This is a genomic window from Actinomadura viridis (assembly GCF_015751755.1).
Classification (GTDB): domain Bacteria; phylum Actinomycetota; class Actinomycetes; order Streptosporangiales; family Streptosporangiaceae; genus Spirillospora; species Spirillospora viridis.
The window spans coordinates 5,087,311-5,103,058 of sequence record NZ_JADOUA010000001.1 but is presented as its reverse complement, the minus strand read 5'-3'; the positions used below and the strand labels follow the sequence as shown (position 1 = coordinate 5,103,058).

Here is a 15,748-nt window from a genome sequence, read left to right as displayed (position 1 = left end):
CCATGCTCATGCTCCTGATCATCCTCGTCGCGGCCCTGGTGCTGCTCGGCTGCCTGGCCGGCCCGCTGCTGGACCGGCTCCGGCCGTCGGGCGCCCACCCCGCCACCGCGCTCTGGTGCTGGCTGGGCGCGCTCGCGGGCACGTTCATCGCCGCCGCCGGAACGATTTCGATCTCCCTGCTGTGGCCCCCGACGCCCGGCCATGGGTTCGTCGAGTGGCTGCGCGGCTGCCTCCCGCACCATCCGACCGCCGCGATGGTCCTGGCGGGGCTGGCCGGCCTGCCCCTCGCCTGGCTGTGCGCCGCCCGCCTGGCCCGCGGCGTGCCGCGGCTGCGCCGCGCGCTCCGGCACCGGCGCGACCACCGCGAGATGCTGCACATGGTCGCCCGGGAGGACGCCGAGCATCCCGACGTCCTGCTGCTCGACCACCCCGTCCCGGTCGCCTACTGCCTGCCCTCGCGGTGGCGCCCCATCGTGCTGAGCACGGGAGCGCGCGAGGCCCTGACCGACGGCGAGCTGCAGGCCGTGCTCGAACACGAACGCGCCCACCTGCGCCAGCGCCATCACGCCCTGCTGCTCCTGCTCGACGCCGGGCACGCCCTCCTGCCGTGGCTGCCGACCGTACGGCGGGCCAGGGCGCGGGTGCCGGTCCTGCTGGAGCTGGCCGCCGACGACGCGGCGGTCCGTACCGCCGGGAGCCGGACGCTGGCCGGGGCGCTGCGGCGGATGGCGGCCACCCCGCGGTTCGCCGGGGCGCTGGGCGCCTCGGGACGGGAGCCGGGAACGCTGGAGTGGCGCCTGGCCCGGCTGGAGGGCGCGGCCCGGCGCCCGCGCCGCCTGGGGCGGCCGGTGGCCTGGACGCTGTCGGCCTGCGCGACGGCGCTGCCGCTGCTGGCGACGGTCACGGCGCTCGGCAGGCTCGTGGTCGCCTGCTGAGGCGGGTGCCCCCGGACGGCCCGTAGCATGATCGGCCATCCGAGTGGCGGAACGCCACAGAACCTCCTACCCTGCGTAGGAGCCATCGTGCGGCGTTCCCCCAGGAGCAGCGATGGCGGTGCCGGATCGTGCGGACGGTCCTCGGACCGGGCCCCCTCCGGACGAGCCGACCCCCTTCCCCGTGGTGGACGCCTCTGTCAGCGTGCCCGGTCCGAGACGGCGCCCGGCAGTGGAAAGGACTGTGCATTGCAGCGAGGCGCCGACGGCGGCAGGGCACGGCTCTCCCGTCTCACCACGACTGTGACCTGGCCGGTCACGGCCGCCATGACGGTGGCGTTCGTGGCGGTGGCGCCCCCCGCGGCGGCCGCGCCGGAGCCCTCGCGCCGTGAGCTGGCCGAGGAACGGCGCAAGCTCGCCGACGAGGCCGAACGGCTCACCGAGCAGTACAACGGGCTGCGGGTGCGCATGGCCCAGGCGCGGCGCGCGGCCCAGGCCGCCGAGAAGAACGCCCGGCGCCAGCATGAGGCCCTGGAAGAGGTGCGCGCCAAGGTCGCCACCCTCGCCGCCGACACCTACAAGAACGGCGGCGCCGACCCGTCCGTCGCCTTCGCCTCCGCGGCCGACCCGCAGGAGGTGCTCGACCGCTCCGCCACCATGAACTACTTCGCGCGCCAGAGCGGCACCCAGGTGGCCCTGCTCCTGCAGACGATGCAGGCGGCCGAACGCGCCCGCAAGGCGGCCACCGACCGCGACCGTCAGGTGCGCGGGCTCGCCGACGAGGCCCAGCGCAAGAAGAAGAGCCTGGAGGGCAGGCTCGCCACGATCGAGCGCAAGCTCAACATCGGCGCCCCGCTCCCCAAGACGGGCAAGGCCCCCGCCGTCGACCCCGACGGTGCCTCGGCCAAGGCCATGGGAGCCGTCAAGGCCGCCCTGGCCCAGCTCGGCGTGCCCTACTCGTGGGGAGGCGGCACCCCGTCCGGCCCCAGCTTCGGCATCGCCCAGGGCAGCAACATCAAGGGGTTCGACTGCTCGGGCCTGACCATGTACGCCTACGCGCAGGTCGGCATCAAGCTGCCCCACTACACCGGCAGCCAGTTCAACGCCGGGACGCACGTGTCCCGCAGCCAGCTCAGGCCCGGAGACCTGGTGTTCTTCCACCAGGACCTGCACCACATGGGCATGTACATCGGCAAGGGCAGGATGGTCCACGCGCCCCAGACCGGTGATGTCATCAAGGTCAGCCCGCTCTCCGGGCGGCCCTTCGCGGGCGGCGTCCGTATCGCCTGACCCGCGAGGTCCGGCCTCGACCCGCCCGCTTCCGGGGGGACGGCAATAACGGCGTGATAGCCGGCTGGTAGTGGCCCTCGCGATCGTGGTCCTCGTACAGGGGTCGGCGGTGAGCGGGCGCGGTGGTCCAATGCGCCCGGGCCACGGCCGTCCCGCCGACGGGAGGCCGGGTGCGAGTCCTGTTCACGACGGTGGTCGAGAAGGCGCACCTGTACGCCCAGGTCCCGCTGGCATGGGCGTTGCGGGCGGCGGGGCACCAGGTGCGGATCGCCTGCCCGCCCGACCTCGCGGACGAGATCACCTCCACCGGCCTGACCGCCCTCCCCGCCGGCGCGCCCAGCGGCCGGGCCGAGAAGCGCGAGCAGTACCGCAGGTGGATCGAGGAGAGCGACCCCGTGCGGCTGGAACTGCTCCACTGGCACCGGGAGCTGCGGATCGGCGAGCCGCACCCCGAGCGGCTCTCCTACGACCACCTGCACGGGGTCCTGTCGGTCTGGGTCAGCGTCTTCCAGAACATCGCCCCCCAGGAACTGATGGACGATCTCGTCCTCGCCGCCCGTTCCTGGCGCCCCCACCTGGTCGTCTGGGACCCGATGATGTTCGCCGGGCCCGTGGCGGCGCGGGCGTGCGGGGCGGCCCACGCCCGCCTGCTGCCGGGGTTCGACGTGGTCGCGCGGCTGTGGCGGGCGCATCGGGCGGCGCTGGAGCGCCGGCCGCCGCGGCTGCGGGAGGACCCGCTGGCGGAATGGCTCGGCGCGGCGGCGCGGCGGTACGGCGGCGGCTTCGACGAGGAACTCGTCCTCGGCCAGTGGACCCTCGACCCGATGCCCTCGTCGATGCGGCTCCCCGCGGACGTCCACTACGTCCCCCTGCGGCACGTCCCCTACAACGGGCCCGCCGTGGTCCCGCGGTGGCTGCGGGATCCGCCCGGAGGGCCGCGCGTCTGCCTGACCGCGGGAGTGTCGCAGGAGGAGACCGGTGCGCCGGCCGCCTTCTCCGCCGAGGCGCTGCTCGACGCGGTCGCCGGGGTGGACGCGCAGGTCGTGGCGACGCTGGACGGGGCGACGCTGGACGGGGCGCGGCCGGGCACCGCGCGGCGGCTGCCGGGCAACGTGCGGCCGGTCGGGTTCGTCCCCCTGAACGAGCTGCTGCCGACCTGCGCGGCGATCGTCCACCACGGCGGCTTCGGGACGTTCCAGAGCGCGCTGGCGCACGGCGTCCCGCAGCTCATCCTGCCGGACGGCATGATCGACAACGAGTTGCGCGCGGACGCGGTGGAGCGCTCCGGCGCCGGGCTGAGCCTGCGCCGCCCCGGACAGCTCGCCGGAGGGCTGGCGCGGACGCTGGCCGACCCCTCGTTCGCGCGGGCCGCCGGGCGGCTGCGCGACGAGCAGCTGGCCGCACCGGCACCGCGCGAGCTGGTGCCGATTCTCGAAGGGCTCACCGCCGACCATGGTGACTGAAACGGCCGGTGCCGTACCGGCGGACGCCGAGCTGTGCCGCGTGCTGGATCTCCACCGCGCCGGCCAGTGGACGGCCTGCGCCGTCGGCGACCCGTACGCGTCGCTGCTCTGCCTGGAGGAGGAGGACCCGCAGGCCATCGGCCGGCGGCTCCGCGCGCGCGGAGCCGCGACCGGCGGTCTCTACCAGAGCCCCCTGGGCGTGTGGGTGGTGACGGAGCCCGCGCTCGTGACGGCGGCCCTCCGGGACGAGCGGCTCACCCTCCGGCCGCCGGCACTGGACGGGCCGGGCGGTCCCCTGCCTCCGCTGGAGCGGGCCGTCCCCCTCGAAGAGGCGTTCCTCTACGGGGAACGGGCCGATTACGAGCGGCTGGGCGAGGTGGACGCCCCCGCCGAGCCCGCAGGAACGTTCCGGGAGCGGCTGCGGGCCCTCGGCCCCGAGTTCGACCTGATGGCCGACCTGGCCCGCCCGGCGGTGACGGACGCCGCCGCGGACGTGCTCGGGGTCCCGGCCGGCGACCGGGACCGCTTCCACGGCCTGTGCGAGGGGGCGGCCGGCGCCGCGGACGCGACGCTGTGCCCGCCGAGCCTGGGCGCGGCCCGCCGGCTCCTGGCGTCGGTCGCCGGGCTGCGGGAGATGTTCGGCGACCGTGCCGAAGACGACCTGGCCCGGTGCGTGCTGGCCGCGGTGCTGGGGACGGGGTGCGCGGCGAACCTGCTCTGCGAGGCGCTGGCGGCCCTGCTCGATCACCCCGGGCGGTGGGCGCGGCTGCGCGCGGACCCGGCGCCGGCCGGGGACGCGGTCGAGGAGGCGCTCCGCCTGGCGCCCCCCTTGCGGCTGCGGCGGTTGTTCGCCCGTGAGGAGCCGGAGTGGGCGGGAGGGCGGGTTCCGGCGGGCGCGGAGCTGGTCCTCGCCGTGGCCGCCGCCTCCCGCGACCCCGATCCGCATCCCGGCCCGGATCCGCATCCCGACCCGCATCCCGACCCGGACGCGTTCCTGTTCACCCGCGGTACACGGAAACGCCACCCTCCGGTCCACGCCGATTCGCATGACGGCCGGCTCGCCGATCCGCAGTTCGCGGTCGTCGCGCCGCTGGTGCGTCGGTACGCCTCCGCGGCCATTCGGATCCTGGCCGAGGAGGTACCGGCGATTCGCCGCAGCGGGCCCGTTCTCCGCCGCCCCAGGGCGCCGGTGACCGGAGGGACGCTGGAATATCCGGTGCGCAGGAGATGAGGTCGATGAAGGACCCCTGACACCAGATATGCAAATGCACTCTACGGCTGTGCAAAGGATGCACCGCCGTCCGGAACGGCTTTGATCCAGGTACGGCTCGGTGTCAGAAAGGAGTCGAAGGCGAGGCCCGCCGCCTGCAGTGAATTAATCAGTCCCTCGTCATCGACACGGCGTACCAGGAATGACTGTTTCCAGGTACGGCCGTCGAGCCTGTATTCCGCGTCCACCGCGACCAGATCGGGGCCGGGGCGGTCCACTTCACGGAGGACCATCGTGATGCCGCTGCCTTCTCCGGCGGTGGCCCGCACCTGATCGAACCAGCCGGGCGCGTGGCGTTCGATGATGGCCGAGCCCTCCGGGGCCAGGTGCCGGCGGCAGGACAGCAGCATGCGGTGCGCCAGCCGGGCGTCGGCCACGTTGATCAGCCGCGAGGCCAGCAGCACCGCGTCGAAGCGGCGGCCCAGATCGAGGTCCTCGATGGTGCCGCAGACCGTCTCGGCGCCGCTGACGTGCTCTTTGACATGGGCGAGCATCTCGGGGGACTCGTCCACGGCGACCACCGGATGCCCCCGCGCGATCAGTTCGCGGGTGACCCGGCCGGTCCCGGCGCCCAGCTCCAGGATGGAGGCGCCCGGCGGCACCGCGGCGTGGATGATGTCCGCCTCGGGGCCGGGCGGCAGCGCCGCGTACAGCTCGACCGCGGACCCGTCCGGAGTGATCGGTCCGGGCCCCTCTCCCGACATGCCGGGTCGATTGGCCATTTCCCCTCCTGGTCGAATCGGTCCCGCACGGCGGTCCCGGCGGTCGTGCCCGGCTCCGGGATTGCGCGGGCGGCGGCCGGCGCTCCGGCCCGTTAAGCGAGTTGCGATCGCGTCGCGCGGTGCGCTTTTGCGGTGCCTGATTGCTTGACTCTGTGAAGTATAGGTTGCTTGATCATCGTGTCAATGGGGTGGGTCCGATATCGCGGAGAGTGTCGGCGGAGTGATGATCGCCGTGCGGAGTGTGCACTTTGCCCAAACTTTACGTTCGGCCCGATTGACTGCCTTTAGTGGTTTCTTAGACTCGAATGGCAATGGTCGTTGATCATGTCTTGATCTTTCGGCAGGCATTTCGCAGAAGAGGAGGCGCTCTTATGGCCGCCCGGGTCGGACTTATTGAGCTGCCCGCACTCAAGTTGCTTGACGATGACGGTTTCAATTGGACCGCAATGCGGCGTACCGAGCCGCTGGCCAGCAAGCAGATATTGTCCGCCCACCTCATGGACGCGGGGTTCGAGGTCACGCTGGTCAACCTCAAGGACTCCGAGCGGGAGAGCGAGTTCGGCACGACCACCTGGCGGGGCCGGCGGCTGACCAAGGTCGCGGTCGGGGCGTCCTGGCGGGACCTGGACCCCCGGCGCTTCGACGTCTGGGGCGTGACGATCAACTACCTGCAGGAACGAGAGATCGCCTGCGCGGTCATCGAGCATCTCAAGGCCGGCGGCGGCCGGGTGGCGGTCGGCGGCTCGGACGCCTTCGCCGAGCCCGAGCCCTACCTGAAGGCGGGGGCCGACCTCGTCATCCGCGACAAGTCCGGCGCCGCCAACGTCGCGGCGATCGGCTGGCTCGCCGGGACCTCGGAGGCCGCCGGGCTCACCGGGGTCGCCCTGGCCGACGGCTCCGCGCGCCCGGCCCGGCGCCCCCCGATGAGCCCCCAGGACTGGCCCGTGCCGGACCCCTCCGTGGTCGCCCCGACGCTCGGCATGGAGTACTGGGAGGCCCCGCTGCCGCCGGAGCTCAAGCCGATCGGCGTCTCCATGCTGGACCTGGGCTGCGACCGGCACTGCGACTTCTGCGAGACCCCGACCTACCGCCTGGGGTACAAGGCCATGACGCCCGAGCGGGCGGAGGAGTGGCTGACCGCCCAGCGGGACGCGGGCGCCCGCTCGGTGATCATCCTGAGCGACCAGTTCCTCGGCCGGATCCTGTGGCCCGGCGGGCGCGAGAAGATCCTGGAGATCATGGCGACCGCGCGCCGCCTCGGCCTGGCCGTGCTCTGGGGCAACGGCATCGAGATCAACAAGGCCACCCTGGGACGGGGCCGGCGGGGCGGCGACCGCACCCCCGACGAGGAACTGGTGTCGGCGCTGTGGGGCTGGGACGGCGAGGTCGGCTGCGCCCAGGTGTACGTTCCCGCGGAGCGGCCCAGCACCGGCCCCGGCTCGTACGAGAAGCTCCTTCCCTGGCGCGAGCACTGCACGATGATGGAGGCGATCGCCCGGGCCGGCGTGCCCGACATCAACTACGGCGTGATCGTGGGCCTGCCCGACGACACCGACGAGGAGCTGGCCCGGACCCTCGAGCTGGTCCACGACATGAAGAGCCGGCTGACGTCGATCAACCCGGCGCTGAAGTTCCGCGTCATGCCCTTCGCGCTGCGGCCGCTGCCCGGCACCCCGCAGTCGCACGAGCTGCACCGGCAGAAGCTGCTGCGGTTCGACGACCCGGCGATCCTGGGCGGATTCTGGACCGCCTGCGCCGACACCCACCACATGTCCTACGCCCAGGTCGCCGACTGGCAGTCCCGCTACATCGAGGAGATCAACGGGGCGGAGACGGTGGCCAAGAACTGGCAGGGCGTGACCGCCATGTACTGAACGCCCGTCCGGATCCGGCTCCCGCGCGGACACGCCCCCGGATCACCCGACATCGTCCGCAACCCCCTGCCCGCGTCGTCCGGACCCCCGGCCGACCGCTCGTGATCGGCGAACGCCGCAGAACTGACATGGCTTCACGGAGGTGAGCCCCGGTGGGCGAAACGACCCAGGAGAGGACCGAGTACGCCGAGTACAAGGTCGTGGTCAACGATGAGGAGCAGTACTCCATCTGGCCGGTGGACCGTGACGACCCGCTGGGCTGGAAGAGCGTCGGAGTGTCCGGCACCAAGGAGCGGTGCCTGGAGCACATCCGCATGGTCTGGTCGGACATCCGGCCGCTCAGCGTCCGCAGGCGGATGCAGGAGAGGGCCGAAGGCCGGTGACCGAACGCACTCGCCCCCGGGATCTGTCGGCCGGCCGCCGGGAACTGCTGCGGCGCCGCCTGGCGGGACGCTCGCCGGACCGGCCGCGGCTCCCGGCGGCGGGTTCGGTACCGCGGGGTGAACGGCCGAGGCTGTCGTTCACCCAGGAACGGCTGTGGTTCCTCGACCAGCTGATGCCGGGCACCATCGCCTACAACGCCCCCGCCGCCTACCGCCTGCGCGGCCCCCTCGATCACGGCGTCCTGGAGAGGGCGGTCGAGACCGTGGTGGCGCGGCACGAGGTGCTGCGGACGCGGTACGGGGTGGTGGACGGTGAGCCGTACCAGGTGGTGGACGAGGCGGGCGGGTTCGTTCTGGAGGTGGTGGATCTTTCGGGTTCGGCCGATGGGGTGGGTGAGGCTCGGCGGCTGGTGCGGTCGGAGGGGGAGACGCCGTTCGATCTGGCGTCGGGTCCGTTGTTCCGGGCGCGGCTGGTGCGGCTGGGCGTGGACGACCACGTCCTGCTGCTGACCTTCCACCACATCCTCTTCGACGCCTGGTCCCTGGGCACCTTCAAACGCGAGGTCTCGGTGGCGTACGAGGCGTTGTCGCGGGGCGGGGTGCCCGAGCTGGAGGACCTGCCGGTGCAGTACGCCGATTTCGCGGCGTGGCAGCGGGAGTGGCTGTCGGGTGAGGTGCTGGAGCGGCAGATCGATTACTGGCGTGACCGTCTGGAGGGTGCGCCCCCGGCGCTGGAGCTTCCCGCCGACCGGCCGCGCCCGCCGCTGCCGAGTTTCCGCGGCGGCGTGGTGGACTTCGTGATCCCGCCCGATGTGGTGGAGGGCCTGCGGCGGCTGGCGCAGGAGCGCGGCGCGACGCTGTTCATGGTGATGCTGGCGGCCTACCAGGCCCTCCTGGCCCGGTACACCCGCTCGACCGACATCGTCGTCGCGGCCCCGGCGGCGGGCCGCCCCCGCCTCGAACTGGAGAAGCTGATCGGCTTCTTCGTGAACACCCTGCCGTTGCGGACGGATGTGGGGGGTGATCCGACGTTCGGTGAGCTGGTGGATCGGGTGCGTGAGGGGGCGTTGGAGGCGTTCGCGCATCAGGACGTGCCGTTCGAGCGGGTGGTGGAGGAGCTGGCGCCGCCGCGCGACCTGAGCCGCAACCCCGTCATCCAGGTCTGGCTGTACCTCATCGACGGCGACTTCGTCGACCAGGCGGAGGCGCCCCTCGAACTGCCCGGCATCGAGTCCCGGGCGTTCGGGGAGAACATCACCACCACCCGCTTCGACCTGGAGACGCACCTGGTCGCGTCCGCCGACGGCGGCGTGGACGGCAAGCTCGTCTTCGCGGCGGACCTGTTCGATGTGGAGACGATGGAGCGTTTCGCGGGGCATCTGGTGGGGTTGCTGTCGCGGGTGGCGGCCGATCCGGGTGTGGTGGTGTCGCGGGTGGAGGTGATGCCCGAGGACGAGCGGCGGCGGGTGCTGGAGGAGTGGAGCGGCGCGTCGGTTCCCGCTCCGGTTCCGGTGGTGGGTTCGGTGTCGGAGTGGTTCGAGCGGCAGGTGGCCGCGACGCCGGACGCGGTGGCTGTGGTGTGCGGTGAGGAGCGGCTGAGTTTCGCGGAGCTGAACGCGCGTGCGAACCGTTTGGCGTGGTGGTTGCGCGGTCGGGGTGTGGGTGCGGACGACGTGGTGGGTGTGTGCCTGCGTCGTGGTGTGGATCTTCCGGTGGCGGTGCTGGCGGTGGTGAAGGCGGGTGGGGCTTACCTTCCGCTGGACGCCTCGTACCCGGTGGATCGCCTGGCGGGGATGCTGGCCGACGCCGGTGCGGTCATGGTGCTGGGGGAGGAGGCGGTCCGTGACCGCCTTCCCGCAGGCGTCCCGGCGTTCGTCCTGGACGCCGACCGGGACGCCGTCGCCGACTGCCCGGACGCCGACCCGCCACAGCTCGCCGGACCCGAAGATCTCCTGTACGTGTACTTCACCTCCGGATCCACCGGCCGCCCCAAAGGGGTGGCGGTGCCCCACCGTGTCCTCCTCAACGTTCTCGGCTGGCACCGGCGGCTGTACGCCGAGCGCCCCGTCGCCCTCGCGTACTTCCCGTTCACCTCGGACGCGAGCTTCTACGAGATGGCCACCGCCTGGGTCGCCGGCGGCGCCGTCGTCCTCGCGGACGAGGAGGACCAGGTCGATCCCGCGCGGCTGGCCGCCCTGCTCGACCGCCACCGGGTGACCAAGGTGATCATGCCGAACGTGGCGCTCGACCAGCTGCTGGAGCATGCCTGCCAGGACCCGGCCGAGCCGGGCGCCCCGGTGCCCCTCGCCTCGCTTCGCGAGGTGGTCGCCACCGGTGACCGGCTGAAGGTCGGCCCGGCGGCCCGCGCCGTGTTCCGGCGCCTGGAGGGGGTCGTCCTGGACAACCACTACGGCCCCACCGAGGCGCACGCGGTCACCGCGGCCCGGCTGACCGGCGATCCGCGCGCCTGGCCCGCGGTGCCCTCGATCGGGCGGCCGGTGGCCTACGCCCGGGTCCATCTCCTGGACGAGGCGATGAACCCCGTGCCGCCCGGCGTCCCCGGCGAGCTGTACGCGGGCGGGGGCGGGGTGGCGCGCGGCTACGCCGGCCGCCCCGACCTGACCGCCGAGCGGTTCGTGCCGGACCCGTTCTCGGCGGAGCCGGGACGGCGCCTCTACCGGACCGGTGACCTGGCCCGCTGGCGGCCCGACGGCACCCTGGAGTTCCTCGGCCGCATCGACCACCAGGTCAAGATCCGCGGCTACCGCATCGAACCCGGCGAGATCGAGACCGTGCTGCGCGCGCACCCGGCCGTCCGCGAGGCGGTCGCCGTCCCGGCGGAGACGCCCGGCGGCGAACCGAGCATCACCGCCTACGTGATCCCGGCGGGCGCCCCGGCCGGGGACGCCGAGCTGCGCGCGCACCTGCGGGGCCGGCTGCCCGACTACATGATCCCCTCCACGTTCGTGACCCTGTCCTCCTTCCCCCTGACGGTGACCGGGAAGGTGGACCGCAACCGGCTCCCGGCCCCGGGGAGCGAGGCCGGCGGGTTCGCCGCGCCGCGCACCCGGGAGGAACGGGCCGTCGCCGAGGTCTGGGCGGACGTGCTCGGCCGGGACCGCGTCGGCCGTACCGACGACTTCTTCGCGCTCGGCGGCCACTCCCTGCTGGCGACCCGCGTGAACGCTCGGCTCCGGGAGGCGTTCGGCGCCGACCTGCCGCTGCGCGCCCTGTTCGAGAACCGCACGGTGGCGGACCTGGCCCGGGTGCTGCGCGAGGCGGCGCCCTCGGCCGCGGTGCCGCTGCGGTCGGCACGGCGCGGGGAGCGCCCGCGGCTCTCGTTCGGCCAGCAGCGGCTGTGGTTCCTCGACCAGCTGATGCCGGGCAACCTCGCCTACAACATGACGGGCGCCTACCGGTTCCGCGGCTCCCTCGACGCGGCCACCCTCGAACGCGCCCTGGACGCCGTGGTGGCGCGGCATGAGGTGCTGCGGACGCGGTACGGGGTGGTGGACGGTGAGCCGTACCAGGTGGTGGACGAGGCGGGCGGGTTCGTTCTGGAGGTGGTGGATCTTTCGGGTTCGGCCGATGGGGTGGGTGAGGCTCGGCGGCTGGTGCGGTCGGAGGGGGAGACGCCGTTCGATCTGGCGTCGGGTCCGTTGTTCCGGGCGCGGCTGGTGCGGCTGGGCGTGGACGACCACGTCCTGCTGCTGACCTTCCACCACAGCGTGTTCGACGGGTCGTCGATCGAGGTCTTCCACCGGGACCTCTCGACGGCCTACGCGACGCTGTCGCTGGGCGAGACGCCGCCGGGCGGGGTGCCGGAGCTGGAGGACCTGCCGGTGCAGTACGCCGATTTCGCGGCGTGGCAGCGGGAGTGGCTGTCGGGTGAGGTGCTGGAGCGGCAGATCGATTACTGGCGTGACCGTCTGGAGGGTGCGCCCCCGGCGCTGGAGCTTCCCGCCGACCGGCCGCGCCCGCCCCAGCCGAGCTTCCGCGGCGGCGTGGTCCACTTCTCGATCCCGCCGGACGTCGTCCGGGGGCTGCGCCGGGTGGCGCACGAGCGCGGCGCGACGCTGTTCATGGCGATGCTGGCGGCCTACCAGGCCCTCCTGGCCCGCTACAGCCGGTCCACCGACATCGTCGTGGGGTTCCCCACCGCGGGCCGCACGCACTCCGACCTCGAGAAGCTGATCGGCTTCTTCGTCAACTCCCTGCCGTTGCGGACGGATGTGGGGGGTGATCCGACGTTCGGTGAGCTGGTGGATCGGGTGCGTGAGGGGGCGTTGGAGGCGTTCGCGCATCAGGACGTGCCGTTCGAGCGGGTGGTGGAGGAGCTGGCGCCGCCGCGCGACCTGAGCCGCAACCCCGTCATCCAGATGTGGTTCGACCTCTTCACGGTGGGAGGCGGGTTCCGCCTCGGGGACGGGGCGGTGGCCGAGCGCTTCGACCCCGGCGTGATCACCACCCGGTTCGACATGGAACTGCTCATGGAGGACGCGGGAGAGGAGATCGGCGCACGCCTCGTCTACGCCACCGACCTGTTCGATGTGGAGACGATGGAGCGTTTCGCGGGGCATCTGGTGGGGTTGCTGTCGCGGGTGGCGGCCGATCCGGGTGTGGTGGTGTCGCGGGTGGAGGTGATGCCCGAGGACGAGCGGCGGCGGGTGCTGGAGGAGTGGAGCGGCGCGTCGGTTCCCGCTCCGGTTCCGGTGGTGGGTTCGGTGTCGGAGTGGTTCGAGCGGCAGGTGGCCGCGACGCCGGACGCGGTGGCTGTGGTGTGCGGTGAGGAGCGGCTGAGTTTCGCGGAGCTGAACGCGCGTGCGAACCGTTTGGCGTGGTGGTTGCGCGGTCGGGGTGTGGGTGCGGACGACGTGGTGGGTGTGTGCCTGCGTCGTGGTGTGGATCTTCCGGTGGCGGTGCTGGCGGTGGTGAAGGCGGGTGGGGCTTACCTTCCGCTGGACGCCTCGTACCCGGTGGATCGCCTGGCGGGGATGCTGGCCGACGCCGGTGCGGTCATGGTGCTGGGGGAGGAGGCGGTCCGTGACCGCCTTCCCGCAGGCGTCCCGGCGTTCGTCCTGGACGCCGACCGGGACGCCGTCGCCGACTGCCCGGACGCCGACCCGCCACAGCTCGCCGGACCCGAAGATCTCCTGTACGTGTACTTCACCTCCGGATCCACCGGCCGCCCCAAAGGCGTGGCGCTGCCCCACCGCGCCCTCCTCAACGTCTTCGCCTGGCAGCTCCAGCGCAGCCCGGACCCCGTTCCCACGCTGCAGTACGCGCCCGCCAACTTCGACATCTCCTTCCAGGAGACGTTCGACACCTGGCTGGCCGGCGGCCCGCTGGTCCTCGTCGACGAGGACACCAGGGCCGACCCCGAACGGCTGACGGCCATGATGGGCGAGGCCGGCGTCCGGCGGCTGCACTGCCCGCCGATGGTGCTGGACCAGCTCGCCCAGGCGGTCGCGGCGGGCGCCCCGGAGCCACCGCTGACCGAGGTCATCACGGCCGGAGAGGAGCTCCAGCTCACCCCAGAGATCAGGGAGCTGCTGGAACGGCGCGCGCGTGCCGGGGCCCCGATCACGATCGACAACCAGTACGGCCCGACCGAGGCGCACATCGTCACCGCCGCCAGGCTCGACGGCGATCCGGCGGAGTGGCCGGACCTGCCGTCCATCGGCTCGCCGGTGCCGGGCACCGCCGTCCACCTGCTCGACGAGAGTTTCCGCCCGGTGCCGACCGGCGTCCCCGGCGAGCTGTGCGCCGCCGGTCCCCAGCTCGCGTACGGCTACCTCGGACGCCCGGAGCTGACCGCTGACCGGTTCGTGCCGGACCCGTTCTCGGCGGAGCCGGGGCGGCGCCTCTACCGGACCGGTGACCTGGCCCGCCGGCGGCCCGACGGCACCCTGGAGTTCCTCGGCCGCATCGACCACCAGGTCAAGATCCGCGGCTACCGCATCGAACCCGGCGAGATCGAGGCCGCGCTGACCGCGCACCCGCTCGTCGAGGAGGCGGTCGTGATCCCGGTCCGGGCCGGGGGAGACCGCAGGCTGGCCGCCTACCTCGTCCCCGCGGCGGGCGCCGATCCCCGCCCGGCCGACCTGCGCGTCCGGCTCAAGCGGAGCCTGCCCGAGTACATGATCCCGGCGCACTTCGTGAACGTCCCGGCGATCCCCCTCACCGGCAACGGCAAGCTCGACCGCGCCGCCCTGCCCGATCCGTTCGAGGCCGGGGCGCCCGCCGCGCGGACCGCGCCGCGCACCGGGACCGAACGGCTGGTGCACGACCTGTGGGCGGGGCTGCTGGGCGGCGAGGAGATCGGCGTCGACCAGGACTTCTTCGACCTGGGCGGCCACTCCCTGCTGGCCACCCGGATCATCACCCGGATCCGCCGCGACCACGGCGTCGAGCTGCCGCTGCGCGCCCTCTTCGAGCACCGCACGATCGAGGACCTGGCGCGGGTGATCGACGCCGCGCGCGCTCAGGGCACGCCCGGCGCCCACGACCCCGCCGGGGCCCTCGGCCACGGTCCCGGTGAACCCGGCCCGGACGCCCACCCCATGCTCACCGCGCGGCTGGACGAGGACCTCACGTTCGGCGGCGGGAACGGGCACGCGCCGGCCGCGGGGCCCGCCCCCGCGCACGTCCTCCTCACCGGCGCCACCGGCTTCCTCGGCGCCCACCTGCTCCGCGAGCTGCTCGACCGGTCCGCGGCGACGGTCACCTGCCTGGTCCGGGCGGGCGGCGAGGTCCAGGCGCGGGAGCGGATCCTGGCCCGCCTGCGCGACGCGGGCCGGTGGGACGGCTCCCACGGCGAGCGCGTCCGGTGCCTGGCGGGCGACCTGTCCGCGCCCGATCTCGGGCTGGACGCCGTGGCGTACCGGCGGCTCGCGGCGGAGGTCGGCGCGATCTACCACTGCGGCGCGGAGGTCAGCGCGCTGAAGACCTACGACCAGCTCGAGCCGGTCAACGTCGGCGGCGTCCGGGGCCTGCTGCGGCTCGCCTCCCGGGGCGACGGCGTGCGGTTCCACTTCGTGTCGACCGTGAGCGTCGCCCCCCTCGCCGCCGACGGCACGGGCTGGGCGGAGCGCTGGCCGGACGGCGGGCGCGAGATCGCCGACAGCCCCGACGTCGTCCGGGCGTCCAACGGCTACGTCCAGACCAAGTGGGTCGCCGAGCGGCTGGTCGCCGAGGCCCGCGCGCGGGGCCTGGCCGCCTCCATCTACCGCCCGGCCCGGGTCACCGGCGACAGCCGCGGCGGACCCGCGGGCCAGGGCGCCTCCGGGGTGCGGGACGGCGCGGACGACGCGCTGGCGCACTTCGTGCGCGGCTGCGTCGAGGCCGGGGTGGCGCCCGCCGAGGACATGACGGACCTGTGGACGCCGGTCGACCAGGCCGCCGCCATGATCGTCGCGCTGTCGCTGCGTCCCGGCACCGCGGGCCGGGTCTTCAACCTGCCCGCCGACCAGGTCCGGCTCTCGGCCGTCTGGGACCACCTGGCGGCGGCCGGGCACCGGCTCCGCCGGGTGGACTACGAGGAATGGCGCCGCGCCGTCCGCGCCGCGGGACCCGCCAACCCCGCCTTCTGGATCGCGGAGGTCCCCGTCCGGCAGGCCGGGGCCGCGACGGAGGAGGGCAGGGGCCGGGTGATCGGGCGCGGCCTGCCGGTCCACTGGGACGGGGCCGCCCGGGCCGCCGCGCCCGCCGGGCTGGACGCCCCGCGGGTGCCCGGGGCACTGATCCGCCGCTACATCGACGACCTGATGGCGCGCGCACTGACCTCCTGACCCTCCGGCGGGACCCGGCGGCGT

General features: G+C 73.7%; 8 protein-coding genes. 7 read left to right on the top strand and 1 reads right to left on the bottom strand.

The genetic code is table 11. From position 1 onward, the window contains the following. Positions 1-2: 2 nt before the first annotated feature. The 4 genes from IW256_RS23410 to IW256_RS23395 all read left to right on the top strand — a co-directional run bounded on the left by IW256_RS23410 (position 3) and on the right by IW256_RS23395 (position 4,916). Complete coding sequence (locus tag IW256_RS23410) at positions 3-935, top strand: M56 family metallopeptidase (protein WP_197013020.1); 933 nt, start codon at positions 3-5, stop codon at positions 933-935. Between the two features lie 246 nt (positions 936-1,181). Continuing rightward, on the top strand, positions 1,182-2,222 hold the full coding sequence (locus IW256_RS23405) for a C40 family peptidase (protein WP_231403901.1): 1,041 nt from the start codon (positions 1,182-1,184) through the stop codon (positions 2,220-2,222). A 170-nt stretch (positions 2,223-2,392) separates the two neighbouring features. Then, positions 2,393-3,685 carry an activator-dependent family glycosyltransferase gene (locus IW256_RS23400; RefSeq protein WP_197013019.1) on the top strand — a complete coding sequence of 431 codons (1,293 nt, stop codon included), beginning with the start codon at positions 2,393-2,395 and terminating at the stop codon, positions 3,683-3,685. Beyond that, positions 3,675-4,916 carry a cytochrome P450 family protein gene (locus tag IW256_RS23395; RefSeq protein WP_197013018.1) on the top strand — a complete coding sequence of 414 codons (1,242 nt, stop codon included), beginning with the start codon at positions 3,675-3,677 and terminating at the stop codon, positions 4,914-4,916. The genes IW256_RS23400 and IW256_RS23395 overlap by 11 nt, the downstream gene beginning before the upstream one ends. Before the next feature lie 41 nt (positions 4,917-4,957). On the opposite strand, the gene IW256_RS23390 is transcribed toward IW256_RS23395, so the two are convergent. Continuing rightward, the gene (locus tag IW256_RS23390) at positions 4,958-5,677 is read right to left on the bottom strand and encodes a class I SAM-dependent methyltransferase (protein ID WP_197013017.1); all 720 of its coding nucleotides are present in this window, start codon (positions 5,675-5,677) and stop codon (positions 4,958-4,960) included. A gap of 446 nt (positions 5,678-6,123) precedes the next feature. On the opposite strand from IW256_RS23390, the gene IW256_RS23385 reads away from it, so the two are divergent. From IW256_RS23385 to IW256_RS23375, 3 genes are all read left to right on the top strand, one after another. Continuing rightward, positions 6,124-7,551, top strand: a complete 1,428-nt coding sequence (locus IW256_RS23385) for a radical SAM protein (protein WP_197013016.1) — start codon at positions 6,124-6,126, stop codon at positions 7,549-7,551. Positions 7,552-7,703: 152 nt separating this feature from the next. Then, complete coding sequence (locus IW256_RS23380; protein ID WP_197013015.1) at positions 7,704-7,934, top strand: MbtH family protein; 231 nt, start codon at positions 7,704-7,706, stop codon at positions 7,932-7,934. Then, positions 7,931-15,724 carry a non-ribosomal peptide synthetase gene (locus IW256_RS23375; RefSeq protein ID WP_197013014.1) on the top strand — a complete coding sequence of 2,598 codons (7,794 nt, stop codon included), beginning with the start codon at positions 7,931-7,933 and terminating at the stop codon, positions 15,722-15,724. Before IW256_RS23380 ends, IW256_RS23375 begins: the two co-directional genes overlap by 4 nt. The last annotated feature ends 24 nt before the right edge of the window (positions 15,725-15,748 follow it).